We start from the raw sequence: 21,571 nt of genomic DNA on the forward strand, positions 1-21,571 counted from the left end.
CGCCACAGGGGCCTCCGGAGCCCCGGGGTGGCTCTCGACGGTCGTCGAACGTGCGCGTCGTGCACGCCAGCAGAGGGGGAGGTCCGATGGCTGGAGCCATGCGGAGGATGGGGATCTACCTGGGGCTCGTCGAGGACGACGACGCCCGCGGGTACGGGCGGTACGACGCCCGGCAGTCCGACCATCCCGAGTCCGACCGGCGCTACTCGCGCTACGACGAGGACCGCTACGACGACTACGCCGACGGCGACTACGCGGCCGGGTACGCCGACGAGGAGCTCGAGCCCGCGGAGCCGGCGCCGGTGCGCAGCCCCGAGCCGCTCAGCGTCCGCCGCGTCGCCCCCGCCCGCCCGCTGGGCCTGGCCCCCTCGGCCGGCAGCGGCGGCGGGTCCCGGATCAGCGCCATGAGCAGCGGTCCGGTCGGCGCGGCCGGCCTGGCCGTCCGCGAGCCGGTCGCCGCCGTCGCGCCCGAGCCCGCCCCCGCTCCGGCGCCGACCCCGCAGCCCTACCGGATCACGACCCTGCACCCCCGCACGTACAACGAGGCGCGGGTGATCGGCGAGCGGTTCCGCGACGGGATGCCGGTCATCATGAACCTCACGGAGATGGACGACGCGGACGCCAAGCGGCTCGTCGACTTCGCCGCCGGTCTGTCGTTCGGGCTGCGCGGTAGTATCGAGCGCGTCACGGCGAAGGTGTTCCTGCTGAGCCCGCAGAACGTCGACGTGACGGCCGAGGACAAGGCGCGGATCCGCGAGGGCGGGTTCTTCAACCAGTCCTGAGCTCCGCGCGGGCACCCGCCCGCGCGCACGACGACGGCGGCACCCCGGGTGCCCCTGGACGAACGAGGACCGTGGAACTTCTCTGGCTGATCCTCTACGTGGTCCTCACCGTGTTCATGGTGCTGCTCTTCGCGCGCTTCGTCGTGGACTGGGTGATGGTGCTCGCGCGCAGCTGGCGGCCCGCGGGCCTGGTCGCGGCCGGTCTCGAGGTCGTCTACAGCACCACCGACCCCCCGCTCAAGGCCGTCCGGCGGGTCATCCCGCCGCTGAACCTCGGCCAGATCCGGCTGGACCTCGGCTTCATGGTGGTCCTCATCGCCGTGGTCGTGCTCCGCGGGATCGTCGGAGGTTTGGCACGCTAACGTGATCGCCACCTACCCGGGCCGCACGCCGGGCGACCGACCCCGTCGTCCTCCGGCGTCCGCGCCCGCCAGTCCCGCCGTACCCCTGAGGTGACCTGATGCCACTCACGCCTGCCGACGTGCACAACGTCGTCTTCAAGAAGCCGCCCATCGGCAAGCGGGGCTACGACGAGGACGAGGTCGACGCCTTCCTCGACGTGGTGGAGGCCGAGCTGGCCCGCCTCATCGAGGAGAACAACGAGCTGCGCTCGGGCGTCGGCACCCGCGCCCCGGCGCGCGTCGAGGAGCGTCCCGAGCCCCCGGCCCCCGCGCCGGCGCCGGTCGCGGTCGCCCCGCAGCCGGTGCAGCAGCCCCGCGAGGACGACAGCGCGCGCGCCTCCCGCATGCTGGCGCTGGCCACCGAGACGGCCGACCGCTACGTCAACGAGGCCAAGACGCAGGCCGAGCAGATGCTCAGCGGCGCCAAGACCAACAGCGAGCGGATGGTGACCGAGGCCCGCACCAAGAGCGAGCAGATGGTCACCGAGGCCAAGCACCGCGCCGACGCCATGATCGGCGACGCGCGCACCCGGGCCGAGACCCTGGAGAGGGAGGCCCGGGCCAAGGCCGCGGCCCTCGAGCAGGACGCCGAGCGCCGGCACGTCGAGACGATGGGCCCCCTCGAGGAGAAGCGGGCGGGCCTCGAGCGCAAGATCGACGAGCTGCGCACCTTCGAGCGCGAGTACCGCACCCGGCTGCGCTCCTACCTGGAGTCCAACCTGCGCGACCTGGACAGCCGTGGCACGGCCGAGCCGGCCAGCGCCGCGCGGCAGAACCAGCACGCGCCCGCCTAGCAGCACCGGCCGACCAGGGCCCCCGGACCGCACGGTCCGGGGGCCCTGTCGCGTGACGGGACGGTGGCGGTGCGCACCGGCCCGGCGAGGTGTGGGCGGCAGGCGGTCCTTCTAGAGTCCAGCACGTGATCGTCGCCGCCGGCCTGCTCGTGCTCGTGGGACTGGGTCTGTTCGTTGCCGGTGTGCTCACCGGCGTGACGGCCCTCTACTGGGCGTGCGTCGGGGCGTGCGTCGTCGCGGCGGTGCTGCTCTTCCTCGCGCGCCGCCGGATGACCGCGGCAACGACGACCGCGTCGCCGGTCGCGCCGACGGTCGCCGCACCCGCGGCGGCCGGGGTGAGCACGTCCGGCGGGCGGCACGCCGGGGGCAGCACGGCCGCCACCGCGACGACCGCCGCCACCGTGGCCGTCTCCGGGAACGGCGCCGCCCCGCCGGCCGCCGAGCCGGAGGTCGGCACGGCCACCGCAGACCCCGGCCCCGCCGCGGCTCCCCCCGCGGCGCCGGCCGCGGCTCCCGCCGTCCCGGCGGAGGCGGGGGAGCCGCCGGTCGAGGAGGTCGAGGTCACGGACCTGCTGCTGGTCGTCGACCTGAAGGACGAGGTCCTCGTCGTCGACGAGCACCCGCGCTACCACGTGGCCGGCTGCGCGCACCTCGCCGGCCGGGACACCTTCCCGCTGCCGGTGGACGAGGCCCGCACCGACGGCTTCACGCCCTGCGGGGTCTGCCGCCCCGACGCGACCCTCGCCGGCCGCGTCCGCGAGCGGAGGGCGGCCGGCGGGGCCTGATCTCAGCCCGCGCGGACCACCCAGAAGCGCGACCCCTCGGGGCCCTCGACGCCGGCACCGGCCCCGGTCCCGGCCTGCACCCGCACCGCCAGCACCTCGGCGGCGAGCGGCTCGGCGTGCTCGGCCATCGCCTGCGCGACCGGGCCCTCGGCCGCCCACGTCAGCTCGATCCGGTCGCTGACCTCCAGGCCGGCGTTCTTGCGCGCCTCCTGCACCAGCCGGACCACCTCGCGGAACAGGCCGGCCCGCTCGAGCTCGGGCGTGAGCGTGAGGTCGAGGGCCACGGTGAGCCCGCCGCCGCTGGCGACCGTCCACCCCTCCCGCGGGGTCTCGGTGACGACCAGGTCGCCCTCGGCCAGCGCGACCGGCGCGCCGTCGACGTCGACCGTCGCGGTGCCCGCCCGGTAGGCGGCGACCAGCGCCGTGGCGTCGGCAGCCGCGACGGCCGTGGCGACCGCCTGCACCTGCTTGCCCAGCCGGCGGCCGACGGCCCGGAAGTCCACCTTGACGCTCACGTCGACCAGGGAGCCGTCGGTCGCCGAGATGTCGGTGAGCTCGACGACGTTGAGCTCGTCGGCGACCTCGGCCACGAGGTCGCGGGGCAGGGAGGACCAGCCCGGGGCGGCCACGAGGGCGCGGGCCAGCGGCTGGCGGGTGCGCACCTTGGCCGAGGTGCGGGCCGACCGGCCCAGCTCGACCAGCCGGCGGACCAGGTCCACCTGGGCGAGCAGGGCGTCGTCGCGGGCGTCCTCGTCGACCGTCGGCCACGTGGTGAGGTGCACCGAGTCCACGGCGCGGTCCGCCGCGGCGCCGACCAGACCGGGCGCGACGGCGCGGCCCCACACCTCCTCGGTGACGAACGGGGTGAACGGCGCCATGAGCCGGGTCAGCCCGTCGAGCACCTCGTGCAGCGTGCCCAGGGCGGCCGGGTCGCCGTCCCAGAAGCGCCGCCGGGACCGCCGGACGTACCAGTTCGACAGGTCGTCGACGAACTCGGCGAGCAGGCGGCCGGCGCCCTGGGTGTCGAAGTCCTCGAGGGCGTCGGTGACGCCCTCGGTGACCGCCGCCAGCCGGGCCAGCGCCCACCGGTCCAGCAGCGGCCGCTCGGCGCGCTCGGGGGCCGGCGTCGCGGCCGGGTCCCAGCCGTTCGTCTCGGCGTACAGGGTGAAGAAGCTCGCGGTGTTCCAGTAGGTGAGCAGCACCTTGCGCACCACCTCGGACAGCGTCTCGTGCCCGACCCGGCGGGCCGACCACGGCGAGCCGCCGGCCAGCATGAACCACCGGACGGCGTCGGCGCCGTGCCGGTCCATGAGCGGGATCGGCTCGAGGATGTTGCCCAGGTGCTTGCTCATCTTCCGGCCGTCCTCGGCCAGGATGTGGCCCAGGCACAGGACGTTCTCGTACGAGCTCTGCTCGAACACCAGCGTGCCGACCGCCATCAGCGTGTAGAACCAGCCGCGGGTCTGGTCGATCGCCTCGCAGATGAACTGCGCCGGGTAGGCGGCCTCGAACTGCTCCTGGTTGCGGTGCGGCGCGCCCCACTGCGCGAAGGGCATCGACCCCGAGTCGTACCAGGCGTCGATGACCTGCCGGACCCGCCGGAAGGTGCCGTCGGTGCCGGGCAGCGTGAAGGTGACGTCGTCGATGTAGGGCCGGTGCGGGTCCAGGTCGGACAGGTCGCGCCCGGTCAGCTCCGAGAGCTCGGCCAGCGAGCCGACGGCCACCATGCGGGTCGGGTCGGCGTCGTTGCGCCAGATCGGCAGGGGGGTGCCCCAGTACCGGTCGCGGGACAGCGCCCAGTCGACGTTGTTGGTGAGCCAGTCGCCGTAGCGGCCGGTCTTGATGCTCTCCGGGTACCAGTTCGTCTTCTCGTTCTCGGCGAGCAGCTGGTCCTTGATCGCGCTGGTCCGGATGTACCAGGACGGCTGCGCGTAGTACATGAGCGGCGTGTGGCAGCGCCAGCAGTGCGGGTAGCTGTGCTCGAACCGGTGCTCGCGCCACAGCACGCCGCGGGACTGCAGGTCCTCGACCAGCGCGGGGTCGGCGGCCTTGAAGAAGTGCCCGCCCACCAGGGGCACGTCGGCGAGGAAGTGACCCGTGGCGTCGATCGGCACGACGACGGGCAGCCCGTAGCCACGGCACACCGCGAGGTCCTCGGCGCCGAACGCGGGGGACTGGTGCACCAGGCCGGTGCCGTCCTCGGTGGTCACGTAGTCGGCGAGCACCACGTAGTGGGCGTCACCCTCGGGGAACTCGACCAGCTCGAAAGGCCGCTGGTAGTGCACCCGCTCCCAGTCGCGGCCGGTCGTGCGGGCCAGCACCTCGCGCGGCGCGTCCGGGTCCAGGACGGCGTCCAGCAGCGGCTCGGCGACGACGACCGTGGCCTGGGTGGGAGGGCCTCCAGCAACGGAGCGCTCCGTGCGCACGACGACGTAGGTGACGTCGGGGTGCACGGCGACCGCGGTGTTGCTGGGCAGCGTCCACGGCGTCGTCGTCCAGATCAGCAGGTCGGCCTTGCCGGCCCACTCGCCGCTGGTGACCGGCAGCCGCACGTAGACCGACGGGTCGGTGATCGACTCGTACCCCTGCGCCACCTCGTGGTCGGACAGACCGGTGCCGCAGCGCGGGCAGTACGGGGCGACGCGGTGGTCCTCGACCAGCAGGCCCTTGTCGAAGATCTGCTTGAGCGACCACCAGACGCTCTCGATGTAGCCGGCGTCCATCGTCCAGTAGGCGGTGGACATGTCGACCCAGTAGCCCATGCGCCGGGTCAGCTCCGAGAACGAGTCGACGTGCCGCTCGACCGACTCCCGGCACCTGGCGTTGAACTCGGCGATGCCGTAGCGCTCGATGTCGGGCTTGCCCGCGAACCCGAGCTCCTGCTCGACGGCGATCTCCACGGGGAGGCCGTGGCAGTCCCAGCCGGCGCGGCGCGGCACGTGCCAGCCCTGCATCGTCTTGAAGCGCGGGAAGACGTCCTTGAACGCCCGGGCCTCGATGTGGTGCGTGCCGGGCCGCCCGTTGGCGGTCGGCGGCCCCTCGTAGACGTTCCACTGCGGCCGGCCGGCCGAGCCCTCGAGCGTGCGGTCGAAGACCTTGTCGGCCTCCCAGCGCTGCAGGATCTGCTGCTCCATCGCCGGCAGGTCGACCTGCGGGGGCAGTGCGGCGAACGGGCCGGTGGCCGAGGGGGAACTCACGGGGTCCATTCTCCCCGAACCGGCAAACGGGATCCGCAGGCCATCCGGGAGACTGTCGCCATGGAGGGCGGCGGCCGGTGAGCACGACCGTGACGCTGGCCCTGGGGATCGGCGCGGTGGTCGTGCTGGTCGCCGCCGTCGCCCTGCGCGTGGCCGACCGGCTCGGGTTGCCCAGCCTCCTGCTCTACCTCGCCCTCGGGGTGGCGCTGGGCGAGAACGGCCTGGGCATCCAGTTCGAGGACTACGAGCTCACCCACACGCTGGGCTACGCCGCTCTGGTGGTGATCCTGGCCGAGGGCGGGCTCACGACGCGCTGGGCCGACGTCCGGCGGGCGATCGGGCCGGGCATCGCGCTGTCCACCGTGGGCGTCGCGGTGAGCGTGGGCGTGACCGGAGCGGTCGCCGCGCTGGCCCTCGGCTACAGCTGGGGGTTCGCCTTCCTGCTGGCCGCGGTGATCAGCTCCACCGACGCCGCTGCCGTCTTCGCCACGCTGCGCCGGCTGCCCCTCCCGCGCCGGCTCGCCGCCTCGCTGGAGGCCGAGAGCGGCCTCAACGACGCCCCGGTCATCCTGCTGGTGGTGGCGCTGGCCGAGTTCCTCACGGAGGAGTCGACCGGTCCGTGGTGGCTGGTCGGCGTCGTCGTGGTCGCCGAGCTGATCGGCGGGGCCGTGATCGGGGTCGGCATCGGCTTCGCGGGTGCCGCGCTCCTGCGCCGGGTCGCCCTGCCCGTCGCCGGCTTCTACCCGCTGGCCACCCTCGCCCTGTGCGTGCTCGCGTACTCGTCGGCCAGCCTGGCGCACACCTCCGGCTTCGTCGCGGTCTACCTGGCCGGGGTGGTCCTGGGCAACGTGACGCTGCCCCACCGCTCGGCGAGCGTCGGCTTCGCCGAGGGCATGGCCTCGCTGGCGCAGATCGGCCTCTTCGTCATGCTCGGACTCCTCGTCTCGCCCGGTCGGCTGCCGGAGGCCGTGTGGCCGGCGCTGCTGGTGGGCGGCGCGCTCCTCCTGCTCGCCCGGCCGCTGTCGGTGGTCGCCAGCCTGGCGTTCTTCCGCTTCCCGTGGGCCCAGCAGGCGTTCATGTCGTGGGCGGGGCTGCGCGGAGCCGTGCCGATCGTCGCGGCCACCATCCCGCTGACCGAGGACGTGCCCGGGGCGACGACGATCTTCGACACCGTCTTCGTGCTGGTCGTCGTCTTCACGGTGGTGCAGGGCGGGTCGCTGCCGTGGGTCGCCCGGCGGCTCAGGATCGCCGCGCCGCTCACCCCGCGCGACGTCGAGGTCGAGTCCGCGCCGCTGGACGAGCTGGACGCGGACCTGCTGCAGCTGGTGGTCCAGGAGGGGTCCCGGCTGCACGGCGTCTACCTGCCCGAGCTCCGGCTGCCGGAGGACGCCGCCGTGGTGCTCGTCGTCCGGGACGGCCGGTCGTTCGTGCCCGACGAGGGCACCCGCCTGATGCGCGGGGACCAGGCGCTCATCGTGGCCGCGCGGCGCTCGCGCTCGGCGGCCGAGCGCCGGCTGCGCGCGGTCAGCCGGGCGGGACGGTTGGCCTCCTGGCGCGGCGAGACCGGCGCCTCGACCGGCGCCGACTAGAAGAAGGACCTCGGTGTCCCGACTCGACTCGCCGCGCTCGCCGCGGGACCCTGCACCGAGGCCGTTCCAGAACGCCACCAGGAGTCCGACATGCGCTTCCTCTTCCGGCCCCCGGCGAACGAGGCGGCCGAGCTGCTCGCCCTGCCCTGGGCCCGGCCGCTCGAGGAGTGGGACGACGCGCTGCTGCTGGAGGTGCCCCAGCGGGGCATCTCGCGGCACGTCGTCCGCTTCGTCGCCTCCGGCGGCCACGTGTACGCCCTCAAGGAGATCGCCGAGCGGCTCGCCCGGCACGAGTACGCGCTGCTCGCCCGCTTCGAGGAGGAGGGCCTGCCGTCGGTCAGCGTGCTCGGCATCTGCGTGGACCGGCCCGACGACCAGCAGGCGATCCTGGTGACGCGGTACCTCGAGTACTCGATGTCCTACCGCTGGCTGTTCTCCCGACCGCCCGGCGAGCACTCCGCGGAGCAACTGCTCGACACGATGGTGGTGCTGCTGGTGCGGCTGCACCTGGCGGGGGTCTTCTGGGGGGACTGCTCGCTGTCGAACACGCTCTTCCGGCTCGACGCCGGCACGCTGGCCGCCTACCTGGTCGACGCCGAGACCGTCGAGCGCTACCCCTCGTTGACACCCGGGCAGCGGCGGCACGACGTCGACCTGGCCCGCGAGCGGGTGGGTGCCGAGCTGCTCGACCTCCGGTTCGGCGGGCTGCTGCCCGACGACATCGACCCGATCGAGGTCGCCGACAGCCTGCCGCCGCGCTACGAGTCCCTGTGGGAGGAGGTCACCCACGAGGAGACCTTCTCGCCCGACGAGCAGCAGTACCGGGTGGCCGAGCGGCTGCGCCGGCTCAACGAGCTCGGCTTCGACGTGGGCGAGATCGAGATCGTCACCTCCCCGGAGGGCGCCCGCCTGCGGGTGGAGACCCGCGTCTCCGAGCCGGGGCACAACCGGCGGGAGCTGTTCCGGCTCACCGGCCTCGAGGTGCAGGAGCGGCAGGCCCAGCGGCTGCTCAACGACGTCCGGGCCTACCGCGCCCACCTGGAGCAGCGCACCGGGAGCCCGGTGCCCGAGCCGGTCGCGGCGCACCGGTGGCTGGCCGAGGTCTACCAGACCGTCATGGCCGCCATCCCGCCCGAGCTGGCCGGCCGGCTGGCGCCGGCGGAGATCTTCCACGAGGTGCTCACCCACCGGTGGCTGCTGTCGGAGAAGGCGGGCAGGGACGTCGGGACGGCGGAGGCGGTGCGCTCGTACGTGCGGCACGTCCTGCCGCGGACGCCGGAGGAGGTCACCACGCCGTCGGTGATCGCCGGGCGTGCGAAGCGCGGCTGACGCACCCGCCAGGTCACGATCCGGTCGCCCGGTACGCGTGGGTGTCGCTTCGAATTGACAGCCATTGTGGCCTGCACCACGCTCCGAACACCCCTCTTGATCAGCTCACGAGGCGCCAACGGAGGCGATGACCGATGCCGAACGCTCCAGGCCGCTCCTCAGCACGGGGGCGGGCCCCGGCCCTCCTCGGCGCGGCGCCGCGCTCCCGCCGTCGCGGGGTCGCGGGCGCCGCGGCCCTGCTGGTCGCGGCCGGCACGCTGGCCGCGTGCGGCGGCGACAGCGGCGGCCCGCCGACCCTCACCTGGTACTACAACCCGGACAACGGCGGTCAGGTCGAGCTGGCGGAACGCTGCACCGAGCAGGCCGACGGGCGGTACCGGATCGAGACGGCGATCCTGCCCCGGGACGCCTCGTCCCAGCGCGAGCAGCTGGTCCGCCGCCTGGCGGCGAAGGACTCCTCCATCGACCTGATGAGCCTCGACCCGATCTACGTGCCGGAGTTCGCGCAGGCCGGCTTCCTCGCCCCGGTGCCCGAGGACGTCGCGGAGCGGGTCACCGAGGGCGTGGTGCAGAGCGCGATCGAGGGCGCGACGTGGGAGGACGAGCTGGTCGCCGTCCCGTTCTGGGCGAACACCCAGCTGCTCTGGTACCGGAAGTCGGTGGCCGAGGCCGCCGGGCTCGACATGACGCAGCCGGTCACCTGGGAGCAGATCGTCGCCGCCGCCCAGGAGCAGGGCGTCGACCTCGGCGTCCAGGGCAACCGCGCGGAGTCGCTCACCGTCTGGCTCAACTCGCTCATCGAGTCCGCCGGCGGCTCGGTCATCGAGGACAACGCCGACGACCCGGACAACCTGGAGCTCGGACTGGACTCCGAGGCTGCCGCCCGGGCCGCCGAGGTCATGAAGCTGGTCGCGGAGTCCGGGCAGGCCGGCGCGGCGTTCTCCACCGAGGACGAGTCGGCGTCGGCCGCGGAGTTCGAGGGGGAGAACGGCGGCTTCATGGTCAACTGGCCGTTCATCTACGCGCAGGCCGTGACCGGCGTCGAGGGCGGGACGCTGGACCAGGCCACGCTCGACGACTACGGCTGGGCGCTGTGGCCGGCGGTGGTCGAGGGGGAGCCGAGCGCTCCGCCGCTGGGTGGCATCGACCTGGGCGTGGGCGCCTACAGCGACGACGTGGAGTTCGCCTACGAGGCGGCCGAGTGCATCACCTCGGACGAGAACCAGGCCTACTACATGATCAACGAGGGGAACCCGGCGTCGTCGGCGGCCGTGTTCGACGACCCCGAGGTCGTCGAGCAGTTCCCGATGGCCGACACCATCCGGCAGTCCCTGGAGCAGGCCGCCCCGCGGCCGCAGACCGCCTACTACAACGAGGTCTCCGGAGGTATCCAACGCGAGTACCACCCGCCGTCCTCGGTCCAGCCGGGTGAGACGGGTCCGCAGGCGGCCGACCTGATCGCCGCCGTGCTGCGAGGGGAGCAGCTCCTGTGAGTACGACGACCCTGCCTCCGACGAAGAAGGACGCCCCGGTCTCCGCGCCCGGCGGGCGGGCCAGCGACCGGGCGCGCAGCGAGCGCAAGCTCGGCTGGATGCTGGCGGGCCCGGCCTTCCTGGTCATGCTCGCCGTCACCGCCTACCCGATCCTGCAGGCGACCTACGAGTCGCTCTTCTCCTACCGGCTCACCGACCCGGACAACCGGTCGTTCGTCGGCCTGCAGAACTACGGCGTCATCCTCAGTGACCCGCTCTGGTGGAAGTCCCTCTGGGTGACGGCGCTGATCACCTTCATCACCGTGCTGGTGGAGCTGGTGCTCGGGTTCGCGCTGGCGATGGTGATGGCCAAGGCGCTGCGCTCGATCCGGCCGGTCGTCCGGGCCGCCATCCTGATCCCGTACGCGGTCATCACGGTGGTGTCGGCCTACGCCTGGCAGTTCGCCTTCAACATCAACACCGGGTTCGTGAACTCGTGGTTCGCCTGGATCCCCGGTGTCGGCACCGACACCGACTGGTTCGGTGACTTCGGGACGTCGATCTTCGTGATCTGCCTGGCCGAGATCTGGAAGACCACGCCGTTCATCTCGCTGCTCCTGCTGGCGGGTCTGGCGCAGGTCCCGGAGGTGCTGCAGGAGGCCGCGAAGGTCGACGGAGCGACCTGGTGGCAGCGGCTCTGGCGGGTGACCCTGCCGAACATGAAGGCGGCGATCATGGTCGCCCTGCTGTTCCGGACGCTCGACGCGTTCCGGATCTTCGACAGCATCTTCATCATGACCGCCGGCGCCAACGGCACCGAGTCGGTGTCGTTCCTGGCCTACCGGCAGACCATCTCCCGGCTCGAGATCGGGCTCGGCTCGGCGCTCTCGGTGCTGCTCTTCCTGTCGGTCGTGCTCATCGCGGCGGTGTTCATCAAGGGCTTCAAGGTCGACCTGGCGCAGGCGAGGGGTGAGGGCTGATGTCCCGACGGGAGAAGATCTGGTGGTGGGTCGGCGGCGCGCTGATCATCATCTACTGCCTGTTCCCCATCGCCTGGATCGTGTCGCTGTCCTTCAAGGCGCCCAGCGACCTCAACACCGGCGGCTTCCTGCCCTCGGCGGTGTCCTGGGAGAACTACGAGCTGATCCTCAGCGGCGGGGCCAGCGACCTGTTCCTGCCGGCGCTGCGCAACTCGTTCGGCATCTGCCTGATCGCGACGGCGATCTCGTGCCTGCTGGCCATGTTCGCCGCGTACGCCATCGCCCGGCTGGACTTCCCGGGCAAGAGGCTGATCCTGTCCACGGCGCTCATCGTGGCGATCTTCCCGATCATCTCGATCGTCACCCCGCTGTTCAACCTCTGGCGGAACATCGGCCTGTACGACACCTGGCCCGGGCTGATCATCCCGTACCTGTCGCTGACCCTGCCGATCTCGATCTGGACCATGTCGGCCTTCTTCCGCGAGATCCCCTGGGAGATGGAGCAGGCGGCCCAGGTCGACGGCGCGACGACGTGGCAGGCGTTCCGCAGGGTGATCGTCCCGTTGGCCGCACCTGGCGTGTTCACCACCGCGATCATCGCCTTCTTCATCGCGTGGAACGACTTCCTGTACGGCATCTCGCTGACCTCGACCGACCGCGCCCGGCCCGTCCCGGCGGCGATCGGTCTGTTCTCCGGCGAGTCGCAGTTCGTGGAGCCGACCGGGGCCATCGCGGCGGCCGCCGTGATCGTCACGATCCCGGTCGTCGTCCTGGTGCTGCTCTTCCAGCGGCGCATCGTCGCCGGCCTCACCAACGGCGCGGTCAAGGGCTGACCGGCATGACCACCACTCTTAGAGACACTTCGACCCACCGAGGGGACGAGCACTGATGGCCTCCATCGAGATGAAGAACATCGTCAAGCAGTACGGCGACGGGTTCCCGGCCGTGAACGACGTCAGCCTCGACATCGCCGACGGCGAGTTCATGATCCTCGTCGGCCCCTCCGGCTGCGGGAAATCGACCCTGCTGCGGATGATCGTCGGCCTGGAGGACATCACCAGCGGTGACATGGTCATCGGCGGCAAGCGGGTCAACGACCTCGCCCCCCGCGACCGCAACCTGTCGATGGTGTTCCAGAACTACGCGCTCTACCCGCACATGACGGTCTTCGAGAACGTCGCCTTCCCGCTGCGGCTGGCGAAGATGCCCGACGACGAGGTGCGCCGCCGCGTCACCGAGGCGGCCGACGTGCTCGAGCTCAAGGACCACCTCGAGCGCAAGCCGGCCAACCTCTCCGGTGGCCAGCGGCAGCGGGTGGCCATGGGCCGGGCGATCGTCCGGCAGGCCGAGGCCTTCCTCTTCGACGAGCCGCTGTCCAACCTCGACGCCAAGCTGCGCGGGCAGATGCGCACCGAGATCTCCCGGCTGCAGCGCCGCCTCGGCATCACCACCGTGTACGTCACCCACGACCAGACCGAGGCGATGACCCTCGGCGACCGGGTCTGCGTCCTCCGCAAGGGGAAGATCCAGCAGGTCGCCTCGCCCCGGGAGCTCTACGAGCAGCCGGTCAACCTCTTCGTCGCGGGCTTCATCGGCTCGCCGCCGATGAACTTCCTGCCGGCGACGCCGAAGGGCAACGCGCTCGAGACGCCGTTCGGGACCATCCAGCTCGACCCGGCGCGGGCCGGCAAGCTCGCCGGTCACGAACTGCTCCTGGTCGGCATCCGGCCGGAGTACTTCGAGGACGCCTCGCTGGTGGACGAGGCCAAGCGGCCCCTGGGCTCGACCTTCACCGCGCGGGTCGACGTGACCGAGTGGCTGGGCGACTCGCAGTTCGCCTACATCCCCTATGAGGCGCCCGAGTCTATCCGGTCGAAGCTGCGCGACCTCTCCCGCGAGCTGGACTCCGAGGAGCTGCGCACCCAGGCGATCGTGTCGATCGACTCGACCAGCCGGATCCGGGAGGGCCGCGAGGCCGAGTTCTGGCTGGACACCCGCAAGGTGCACGTCTTCGACCCGGAGACCGGCGAGAACCTCACCCGCGACGCCGAGGCCGGGGCCGAGCTCACCCGGATGGCCACGCAGGACCGGGTGGAGCAGGTCGAGGACTCCCAGGGCCGGGCGTCGGAGCAGCAGCGGGCGGGCGGCGCCACGGCGGCCACCGCCTAGCGGGACGCCCGCGGGGGCACGGCTATCGTCGTCGTCGTGACCGAGCAGCCCGACCCCGCGGGCACCCGCGCACCACGGCCGCGCATGCGGCTGCTGCTGGGCCTGGCCGCGGGCGTGCTGCTGCTCGACCTGGTCACCAAGCTCGTCGTGGTCGCCACGATCGACCGCGGTGAGGACATCCGCACCCTCGGTGGCGCGCTGTACCTCACCCACTACCGGAACACCGGCGCGGCGTTCTCCTTCGCCGAGGGCTTCACCGTGGTGTTCAGCCTGGTCGCCGCGGCGGTCGTGGTCGTCATCGTCCGGACGGCGCGGCGGCTGTTCTCCACCGGCTGGGCGATCACCCTCGGGCTGGTCCTCGGCGGAGCGGTGGGCAACCTGGTCGACCGGGTGTTCCGCGACCCCGGCTTCCTGCGCGGCGGCGTCGTCGACTTCCTGTCGGTGTTCGGCCCCGACGGCGAGGTGTGGCCGATCTTCAACGTCGCCGACTCGGCGATCGTCTGCGGCGGCATCCTCGGCGCGCTGCTCGCGCTGCGCGGCATCGACTTCGACGGCACCCGCGAGGGAGCGGAGCCGGCACGCTCCGCCGGCAGCGGCGAGCGTCCCGTCACAATGGGGGAGTGACCAGCTCTCCCGGCCTGCCCGCGTCCGGGGTCCACCGCGCCCTGCCCGTGCCCGACGGGCTGGAGGGGCAGCGGGTCGACCAGGCGCTGTCCCGGCTGTTCGGGCTCTCCCGGACCGCCGCGGCCGAGGTCGCCGACGCCGGGAACGTGCTGGTCGACGGTCGGGCGCGGGGCAAGGGCGACCGGCTGAGCGGGGGCAGCTGGCTGGAGGTCGAGCTGCCGCCGCCCCCGGGGGAGCCGGTGGCGCCGCGCCCGGTCGAGGGCATGACGATCCTGCACGACGACGACGACCTGGTGGTCGTGGACAAGCCCGTGGGCGTCGCGGCGCACCCGAGCCCCGGGTGGGACGGCCCGACCGTCATCGGCGGGCTGGCGGCCGCGGGCTTCCGGATCTCCACCTCCGGTGCCGCCGAGCGCCAGGGCGTCGTCCACCGGCTGGACGCCGCCACCACCGGCGTGATGGTCGTGGCCAAGAGCGAGCGGGCCTACACCGCGCTGAAGGCGGCGTTCAAGGAGCGCACCGTCGAGAAGGGCTACCACGCCCTCGTGCAGGGACACCCCGATCCCTCGCGCGGCACGATCGACGCGCCGATCGACCGGCACCCGAAGCACGACTGGCGGTTCGCCGTGGTCCAGGGTGGGCGCCCCTCGGTGACCCACTACGAGGTCGTGGAGGCCTTCCCGGCCGCGAGCCTGGTCGACATCCGGCTGGAGACCGGCCGCACCCACCAGATCCGGGTGCACTTCTCCGCGCTGCGCCACCCGTGCGTCGGGGACGCCACCTACGGCGCGGACCCGACGCTGGCCGCCCGCCTCGGGGTGTCCCGGCAGTGGCTGCACGCGGTCCGGCTGGGGTTCCCGCACCCGGCCGACGGAACGTGGGTGGAGTTCACCAGCGAGTACCCGCCCGACCTCGCCGGCGCGCTGGCCGTCCTGCGCGCCGAGGCCTGACCGGCCCGTGGACCTGCCGTGAACGGGCTGCCGGAGTCGCTCGCGGACTTCGGCCCGGCGGCCTTCGCCGCGGTGGTCGTGGCGGTCTACCTGGTCGCCGGCGAGCCGGTCGCGGGGCACGTGCTGCACCGCCGCTTCGAGGGCCGGCTGCGCACCGACCCCGGGGCGCGCCGCTCGTTCTACGGCCGGCTGCTCGTGCTCGAGTGGGGCCTGGCGCTGCTGGCGCTGGTCGTCTGGCTGTCGGCGCCCGGGGTGGACGCCGCCGCGGTCGGCCTGGTGTGGCCCCGGTCGTGGCCGGGCCCGCTGACCCTGCTGCTCGTCGCCCTGGTGCTGGTCTTCGTCGTCGCCTCCACGCGGGCGCTGCGCGGCGGGGCGCTCGTGGAGGCCGCCCGCCCGGTCCACCGGCCGGGTGAGGGGCGGCACGCGGAGCCGCCCGGGCAGTCGACGCTGGCCCTCCTGCCCCGCACCCCGGGGGAGCGCCGGCTGTTCACCGTGGTCGGCCTGACCGCCGGCATCTGCGAGGAGTGGCTCTACCGCGGCTTCTTCCTCGCCGTCGTCGCCGCCGTCGCCGGCGATCTGCCCTCCTGGGTGCTCGTCGCCGTCGCCGCGGTCGCCTTCGGGCTGGCGCACGCCTACCAGGGCCGGGCCGGCGTCGTGCTCACCGGCGTGCTCGGCGGCGTGATGGCCGCCCTCTACGTGGGCACCGGGTCGCTGCTGCTCCCCGTGCTGCTGCACGCGGCGGTCGACCTACGATTCCTCCTCGTGCCCACCCGAGTGCTGCCCACCGGTCGACCCGCGTGGTGAGCGGTCCCACCGCCCGCGCCGCCACCCCCGACGACTGGCCCGAGGTCCTCGATCTGCGCACCCGCGTCTTCGTGCAGGAGCAGGGCGTGCCGGCCGAGCTGGAGCACGACGCCGCCGACGCCACCGCCGTCCACGTGCTGAGCAGGGGCCTCACCGGGCCGCTGGCCGGACGGGTCGTCGCGACCGGCCGGCTGCTGCTGCCCGCGGAGGGCTCGCGCACCGCGACGATCGGCCGGATGGCGGCCGACGCGGCCGTGCGCGGGGGCGGGCACGGCGCCGCCGTCCTGGCCGAGCTGCACCGGCAGGCCGCGCAGCGCGGCATGACGGCGGTCGAGCTGCACGCCCAGGTCACCGCCCGCCGGTTCTACGAGCGGGCGGGCTACGCGGCCGTCGGCGAGGAGTACCTGGAGGCCGGCATCGTGCACGTCACCATGCGCCGCGAGCTGCCCTGAGACGGATGTGACCGATCGGTCCGCCTGTGAGCAGACACGTCCTGTCAGACCCTCGGCGTAGACAGCTTGCAGTGCGAGGATCGGACTCGCCGGACCGAGTCTTCCCCGCCGGTCGCCTGCCGGAGAACCCTGCCGGCGGGCACGCACGACCACTGAGGAGCACCGACCGACCGTGAGCAGCTCGTCCGATTCGTTCGCGCACCTGCACGTGCACACCGAGTACTCGATGCTCGACGGCGCGGCGAAGCTGCCCGAGGTGACGAAGGCCGCCGCCGAGCAGGGCATGCCGGCGCTGGCGATGACCGACCACGGCAACGTGTTCGGCGCCTACGACTTCTACAAGCAGGCGACCGGCGCGGGCGTGAAGCCGATCATCGGCATGGAGGGCTACTACACGCCCGGCTCGCGGTTCGACCGCGCCCCCTTCGACTTCGGCGACAAGCTGATCGACGAGGAGGGTGACGGCGGGTCCAACCGCGGCAAGGCCGCGTACACGCACATGACGCTGCTGGCCCGCACCACCGAGGGCATGCACAACCTGTTCCGCATCTCCTCGCTGGCCAGCCTCGAGGGCCAGTACCGCAAGCCGCGCTTCGACCGCGACCTGCTGGAGCGCTACGGCACGGGCCTCATCGCCACCACCGGCTGCCCCTCGGGCGAGGTGAACATGTGGCTGCGCGCCGGCAAGGAGGACAAGGCGCGCCAGGCCGCGGCCGACTTCCAGGACATCTTCGGGCGCGAGAACTTCTACGCCGAGCTGATGGACCACGGGCTGTCCATCGAGCAGAAGACGCGGCCGGCCCTGCTGGCCATCGCGAAGGACCTCGGCATCCCGCTGCTGGCGACCAACGACCTGCACTACACGCACAAGGAGGACGCCGACGCCCACGACGCCCTGCTGTGCATCCAGACCGGGTCGCGTCTCAACGAGCCCAACCGCTTCAAGTTCAACGGCGACGGTTACTACCTCAAGAGCGCCGCGGAGATGCGGGCGCTGTTCCCCGGTGACCTGCAGGTGGCCTGCGACAACACGCTGCTGGTGGCCGAGCAGTGCGAGGTGACCTTCACCGAGGGCGCCGACCTGATGCCGCGGTTCCCCCTTCCGCCCGGTGAGGACGAGACCTCCTGGTTCGTGAAGGAGGTCGAGCGCGGGCTGCACAAGCGCTACCCGGGCGGCATCCCCGCGCACGTGCGCAAGCAGGCCGACTACGAGACCGGGATCATCACGCAGATGGGCTTCCCGGGGTACTTCCTCGTGGTCGCCGACTTCATCAACTGGGCCAAGGACAACGGCATCCGCGTCGGCCCCGGCCGCGGGTCGGCCGCCGGCTCGCTGGCCGCCTACGCGATGGGCATCACCGACCTCGACCCGCTGCAGCACGGGCTGATCTTCGAGCGGTTCCTCAACCCCGAGCGCGTCTCCATGCCCGACGTCGACATCGACTTCGACGACCGCCGCCGCGGCGAGGTCATCCGGTACGTCTCCGAGAAGTACGGCGAGGAGCGGGTCAGCCAGATCGTCACGTACGGGACGATCAAGGCGAAGGCCGCGATCAAGGACGCCGCACGGGTGCTCGACCGGCCGTACTCGGTCGGCGACGAGCTGACCAAGCTCATGCCGCCGGACGTCATGGGCAAGGGCATACCGCTGACCGGCGTGTTCGACCCGGCCCACCCGCGCTACAAGGAGGCCGCGGAGTTCCGCGCCCGCTACGAGTCCGACCCGGGCGCGGCCGAGGTGGTCGACCAGGCCCGCAAGCTCGAGGGCCTGAAGCGGCAGTGGGGCGTGCACGCCGCCGGCGTCATCATCGGCCGCTACCCGCTGATCGACAGCATCCCGATCATGCGGCGCGAGGCCGACGGCGCCGTCATCACGCAGTTCGACTACCCGACCTGCGAGACGCTCGGGCTGCTCAAGATGGACTTCCTGGGCCTGCGCAACCTGACGGTCATCGACGACGCGCTGCGCAACATCGTGATCAACGGCAAGGCGCCGGTCGACCTCGACGAGATCAGCAAGGACCTCACCGACAAGGCGACCTACGAGCTGCTCGGCCGCGGCGAGACCCTCGGGGTGTTCCAGTTTGACGGCGGGCCGATGCGCTCGCTGCTGCGGCTCATGCGGCCGGACAACTTCGAGGACATCTCGGCCGTCGGCGCGCTGTACCGGCCGGGCCCGATGGGTGCGAACTCGCACACGAACTACGCGCTGCGCAAGAACGGCCAGCAGGAGATCACGCCCATCCACCCCGAGCTGGCCGAGCCGCTGGAGGAGATCCTGGGCCAGACCTACGGCCTGATCGTCTACCAGGAGCAGGTCATGGCGATCGCGCAGAAGGTCGCCGGGTACTCCCTCGGCAAGGCCGACCTGCTGCGGCGGGCCATGGGCAAGAAGAAGAAGTCCGTGCTGGACGCGGAGTTCGTCGGCTTCGAGGCCGGCATGAAGGCCAACGGCTTCTCCGCCGCGGCCATCAAGACGCTCTGGGACATCCTCGTCCCGTTCGCCGACTACGCGTTCAACAAGGCGCACTCCGCGGCCTACGGCCTGATCTCGTACTGGACGGCGTTCCTCAAGGCCAACTACCCGGCGGAGTATATGGCCGGGCTGCTCACCAGCGTCGGCGACGACAAGGACCGCCGCCCGATCTACCTGGCCGAGTGCCGGCGGATGGGCATCAAGGTGCTGCCGCCGGACGTCAACGAGTCCTCCTGGGACTTCACCGCCGTCGGCGCCGACATCCGCTTCGGCCTGGCCTCGGTGCGCAACGTCGGGCACAACGTCGTGGAGTCGATCGTCAAGGCGCGCGAGGAGAAGGGCGCCTTCAAGGACTTCGCCGACTTCATGAAGAAGATCGACACCGTGGCCTGCAACAAGAAGGTCATCGAGTCCCTCGCGAAGGCCGGCGGCTTCGACTCCCTCGGCCACTCCCGCCAGGGCATCGTGGCCATCCACGCCCAGGCCGTCGACTCCGCGATGGGTCTCAAGCGCAAGGAGGCCGAGGGGCAGTTCGACCTGTTCGGCAGCTTCGGCGACGGGGACGCCGCCGACGACCCCTTCGGCAACGCGCTGGACATCGTGATCCCGACGGCCGACTGGTCCAAGAGCGAGCGGCTGGTCTTCGAGCGCGACATGCTCGGCCTGTACGTCTCCGACCACCCGCTGCACGGCGTCGAGCACGTGCTCGCCCAGAACGCGGACACCCCGATCGCCGAGATCAACGCCGGCGGGGTCGAGGACGGCGCGAACGTCACCATTGCCGGCATCCTCACCTCGGTGTCGCCGCGCACCAACAAGCAGGGCGCGCCGTGGGCGATCGCCACGGTGGAGGACCTCGAGTCCGGCATCGAGGTGCTGTTCTTCCCGAAGACCTGGGCGGAGGTCTCGGAGAAGGTCGTCCGCGACCAGATCGTCGTGGTCAAGGGCCGGATCAGCCGGCGCGACGACCAGCCCTCGCTCTTCGGCTCCGAGGTGACCCTGCCCGAGCTGACCGAGGGCGCCCGCGGCCCGGTGCTGGTGTCGATGGCAGCCGCGCGCTGCACCCCGCCGGTGGTCGAGCGGCTGCGCGAGGTCCTGGGCAGCCACCCGGGCACCACCGAGGTGCAGCTCAAGCTGGTCAACGGCAGCCGGGAGACGGTGCTGCGGCTCGACCAGGGGCTGCGCGTGCGGCCCAGCACGGCGCTGATGGGTGACATCAAGGCGCTCCTGGGTCCCACGAGCGTCGCGCTGCTGTGAGCGAGCCGCCTCCCGCGCCCGCCCACCCGTCCTCCGGGGTCCAGCAGCCCGCCCCGGACCGCTGGCTGGGGCGGCAGGAGCTGCAGGCCGACCTGCGGCCGGCGGGCCTGCTGGTGCTCGCGCTCGCCGGGGTCGGCGTCCCCGCGGGCCTGGTGTGGTGGGCCCTGGCGCCGCGGGCGGAGTTCCGGATCACCGAGGACGGGCCGGTGGTGGTCGGCTCGCCGTCGACCGAGCTGCTGGTCGCAGACGACGCGGTGTTCGTGCTGGTGATGGCGGTGATCGGGCTGCTCGCGGGCATCGCCGCGTGGCTGCTGCGCCCGCACCGCGGGGTCACCCTGCTCGCGGCGCTCGCGGTGGGCACGACCGCCGCCGGTGCCGTCGCCTGGCTGGTCGGGGAGATGCTCGGCGAGGGGCCCACCCAGGCGGAGCTGTCCGACGTCGGGGGCGTGGTGACCACCGGCCTCGACCTCGGGGCGACGGCCGCCCTGGCCGTCGCGCCGTTCGTGGCGCTGCTCGTCTACGTCCTGGGCGTGGTCGTCAACGCGGAGGACGGCGTCGGCCGCGCACCGGCCGACCCGGAAGCCGACCCGGCGACGGGGTCCCCGATCAGTTGACCGTCATGGGGGTCGCGAACCGCTGCAGCGGCGCGGGCACGGCCCCCAGCTCGCGCAGCAGCGTGAGCTCGCGGCGCAGCAGCCGCGTCTCGGCGGCCAGCCGGCGCCGGGTGGTCGACTCGGCGAGCAGCGCCTGCCGGTCCTCGGTGGTCAGCAGCGCGGCGGAGGCCACCAGCCAGGAGAGCGCACCCGGGTCGTCGGCGACCGCGGCCAGCAGCGCCGCCCGCTCGGCGTCCTCGCCGTCGCTCCCGGCGCCGAGGTCGGCCACCTCGTCGACGTAGTCGGTGAACAGCTCCTGCACGCCGGCGGCCAGCAGCGCCAGCGAACCCCGGGCGACGGAGGCGACCACCTCGTCGAGGTTCTCGTCGCACGGCGAGGGCCCGGTCCGCGCCCCGTCCGCCGCCGCGCTGCCCGGGAGCACCAGGCCCTCGGCGTCCCCCGCGGCCTCCTCGGCCGCCTCCTCCTCGGCCAGCCACTCGACCCGCCCCTGCAGGTAGGGCGGGTCCTCGCCCACGACGACGTCCAGCAGCCGGAAGCGGTCCCCGCCCACGGTGACGATGCGGAAGCCGCCGTCGGACTGCGGGCGCACCATCTGCAGCCGGGCCACGCAGCCCACGTCGTAGAGCGCCTCGGCCGGCGCGATGCGCTCCACCTCCCATCCCTGCCGGATGGCGACGACGCCGAAGAAGCGGCGGTCGCCGTCCTCGGGGTGCGCCAGCAGGTCGAGCACCAGCCGCCGGTAGCGGGGCTCGAAGACGTGCAGCGGCAGGACCATGCCGGGGAACAGGGGAGTCTGGAGCGGGAACAGCGGGATCAGCTCGCCCATCCCGGCAGCCTAGTGGCCGGGCGCGCCCGGGAGCGGTACGGCCGCTGGCTACGCTGGGAGCTCGTCCCGC

18 protein-coding genes are annotated in these 21,571 nt (G+C 72.7%); 16 read left to right on the plus strand and 2 right to left on the minus strand.

Annotated features, from left to right (window positions below):
• The first annotated feature begins 86 nt into the window (after positions 1-86).
• The 4 genes from ACI79H_RS06190 (at position 87) to ACI79H_RS06205 (ending at position 2,762) form a co-directional block, all read left to right on the plus strand.
• Entirely contained in the window at positions 87-782 is a 696-nt protein-coding gene (locus tag ACI79H_RS06190; RefSeq protein WP_456553500.1) for a cell division protein SepF, read from the plus strand.
• Positions 783-853: 71 nt separating this feature from the next.
• Positions 854-1,144: a YggT family protein gene (locus tag ACI79H_RS06195; protein ID WP_456553501.1), complete on the plus strand. Its 291-nt coding sequence runs from the start codon at positions 854-856 to the stop codon at positions 1,142-1,144.
• A gap of 98 nt (positions 1,145-1,242) precedes the next feature.
• A complete protein-coding gene (wag31, locus tag ACI79H_RS06200) occupies positions 1,243-1,977 on the plus strand; it encodes a DivIVA-like cell division protein Wag31 (RefSeq protein WP_456553502.1) in 735 nt (244 codons plus the stop codon).
• A gap of 125 nt (positions 1,978-2,102) precedes the next feature.
• Complete coding sequence (locus tag ACI79H_RS06205) at positions 2,103-2,762, plus strand: hypothetical protein (RefSeq protein WP_456553503.1); 660 nt, start codon at positions 2,103-2,105, stop codon at positions 2,760-2,762.
• A 2-nt stretch (positions 2,763-2,764) separates the two neighbouring features.
• On the opposite strand, the gene ileS is transcribed toward ACI79H_RS06205, so the two are convergent.
• Entirely contained in the window at positions 2,765-5,959 is a 3,195-nt protein-coding gene (gene ileS / locus ACI79H_RS06210) for an isoleucine--tRNA ligase (protein ID WP_456553504.1), read from the minus strand.
• 77 nt (positions 5,960-6,036) lie between these two features.
• On the opposite strand from ileS, the gene ACI79H_RS06215 reads away from it, so the two are divergent.
• The 12 genes from ACI79H_RS06215 to ACI79H_RS06270 all read left to right on the plus strand — a co-directional run bounded on the left by ACI79H_RS06215 (position 6,037) and on the right by ACI79H_RS06270 (position 20,675).
• On the plus strand, positions 6,037-7,548 hold the full coding sequence (locus ACI79H_RS06215) for a potassium/proton antiporter (RefSeq protein ID WP_456553505.1): 1,512 nt from the start codon (positions 6,037-6,039) through the stop codon (positions 7,546-7,548).
• A 90-nt stretch (positions 7,549-7,638) separates the two neighbouring features.
• Positions 7,639-8,877, plus strand: coding sequence for a DUF4032 domain-containing protein (locus tag ACI79H_RS06220; protein WP_456553506.1), 1,239 nt, complete (start codon positions 7,639-7,641; stop codon positions 8,875-8,877).
• A 134-nt stretch (positions 8,878-9,011) separates the two neighbouring features.
• Complete coding sequence (locus ACI79H_RS06225) at positions 9,012-10,370, plus strand: extracellular solute-binding protein (protein WP_456553507.1); 1,359 nt, start codon at positions 9,012-9,014, stop codon at positions 10,368-10,370.
• Positions 10,367-11,329 (plus strand): carbohydrate ABC transporter permease, encoded by a 963-nt coding sequence (locus ACI79H_RS06230; RefSeq protein WP_456553508.1) that lies wholly within the window; start codon positions 10,367-10,369, stop codon positions 11,327-11,329. Before ACI79H_RS06225 ends, ACI79H_RS06230 begins: the two co-directional genes overlap by 4 nt.
• Positions 11,329-12,162 (plus strand): carbohydrate ABC transporter permease, encoded by an 834-nt coding sequence (locus tag ACI79H_RS06235; RefSeq protein WP_456553509.1) that lies wholly within the window; start codon positions 11,329-11,331, stop codon positions 12,160-12,162. Before ACI79H_RS06230 ends, ACI79H_RS06235 begins: the two co-directional genes overlap by 1 nt.
• A gap of 55 nt (positions 12,163-12,217) precedes the next feature.
• Complete coding sequence (locus tag ACI79H_RS06240) at positions 12,218-13,498, plus strand: ABC transporter ATP-binding protein (RefSeq protein ID WP_456553510.1); 1,281 nt, start codon at positions 12,218-12,220, stop codon at positions 13,496-13,498.
• Between the two features lie 36 nt (positions 13,499-13,534).
• Positions 13,535-14,122 carry a signal peptidase II gene (gene lspA / locus ACI79H_RS06245; protein WP_456553511.1) on the plus strand — a complete coding sequence of 196 codons (588 nt, stop codon included), beginning with the start codon at positions 13,535-13,537 and terminating at the stop codon, positions 14,120-14,122.
• Positions 14,119-15,072, plus strand: coding sequence for an RluA family pseudouridine synthase (locus tag ACI79H_RS06250; protein WP_456553512.1), 954 nt, complete (start codon positions 14,119-14,121; stop codon positions 15,070-15,072). Before lspA ends, ACI79H_RS06250 begins: the two co-directional genes overlap by 4 nt.
• An 18-nt stretch (positions 15,073-15,090) precedes the next feature.
• Entirely contained in the window at positions 15,091-15,876 is a 786-nt protein-coding gene (locus tag ACI79H_RS06255) for a CPBP family intramembrane glutamic endopeptidase (RefSeq protein WP_456553513.1), read from the plus strand.
• Positions 15,873-16,328 (plus strand): GNAT family N-acetyltransferase, encoded by a 456-nt coding sequence (locus ACI79H_RS06260; protein ID WP_456553514.1) that lies wholly within the window; start codon positions 15,873-15,875, stop codon positions 16,326-16,328. Before ACI79H_RS06255 ends, ACI79H_RS06260 begins: the two co-directional genes overlap by 4 nt.
• 172 nt (positions 16,329-16,500) lie before the next feature.
• Entirely contained in the window at positions 16,501-20,061 is a 3,561-nt protein-coding gene (gene dnaE, locus ACI79H_RS06265) for a DNA polymerase III subunit alpha (protein ID WP_456553515.1), read from the plus strand.
• A complete protein-coding gene (locus tag ACI79H_RS06270) occupies positions 20,058-20,675 on the plus strand; it encodes a DUF2567 domain-containing protein (protein WP_456553516.1) in 618 nt (205 codons plus the stop codon). Before dnaE ends, ACI79H_RS06270 begins: the two co-directional genes overlap by 4 nt.
• Here the strand turns inward: ACI79H_RS06270 and ACI79H_RS06275 are convergent.
• Positions 20,668-21,501, minus strand: coding sequence for an LON peptidase substrate-binding domain-containing protein (locus ACI79H_RS06275; RefSeq protein ID WP_456553517.1), 834 nt, complete (start codon positions 21,499-21,501; stop codon positions 20,668-20,670). The two genes, ACI79H_RS06270 and ACI79H_RS06275, sit on opposite strands and share 8 nt — an antisense overlap.
• Between the last annotated feature and the right edge of the window lie 70 nt (positions 21,502-21,571).

This window comes from Blastococcus sp. SYSU D01042 (genome assembly GCF_054050515.1).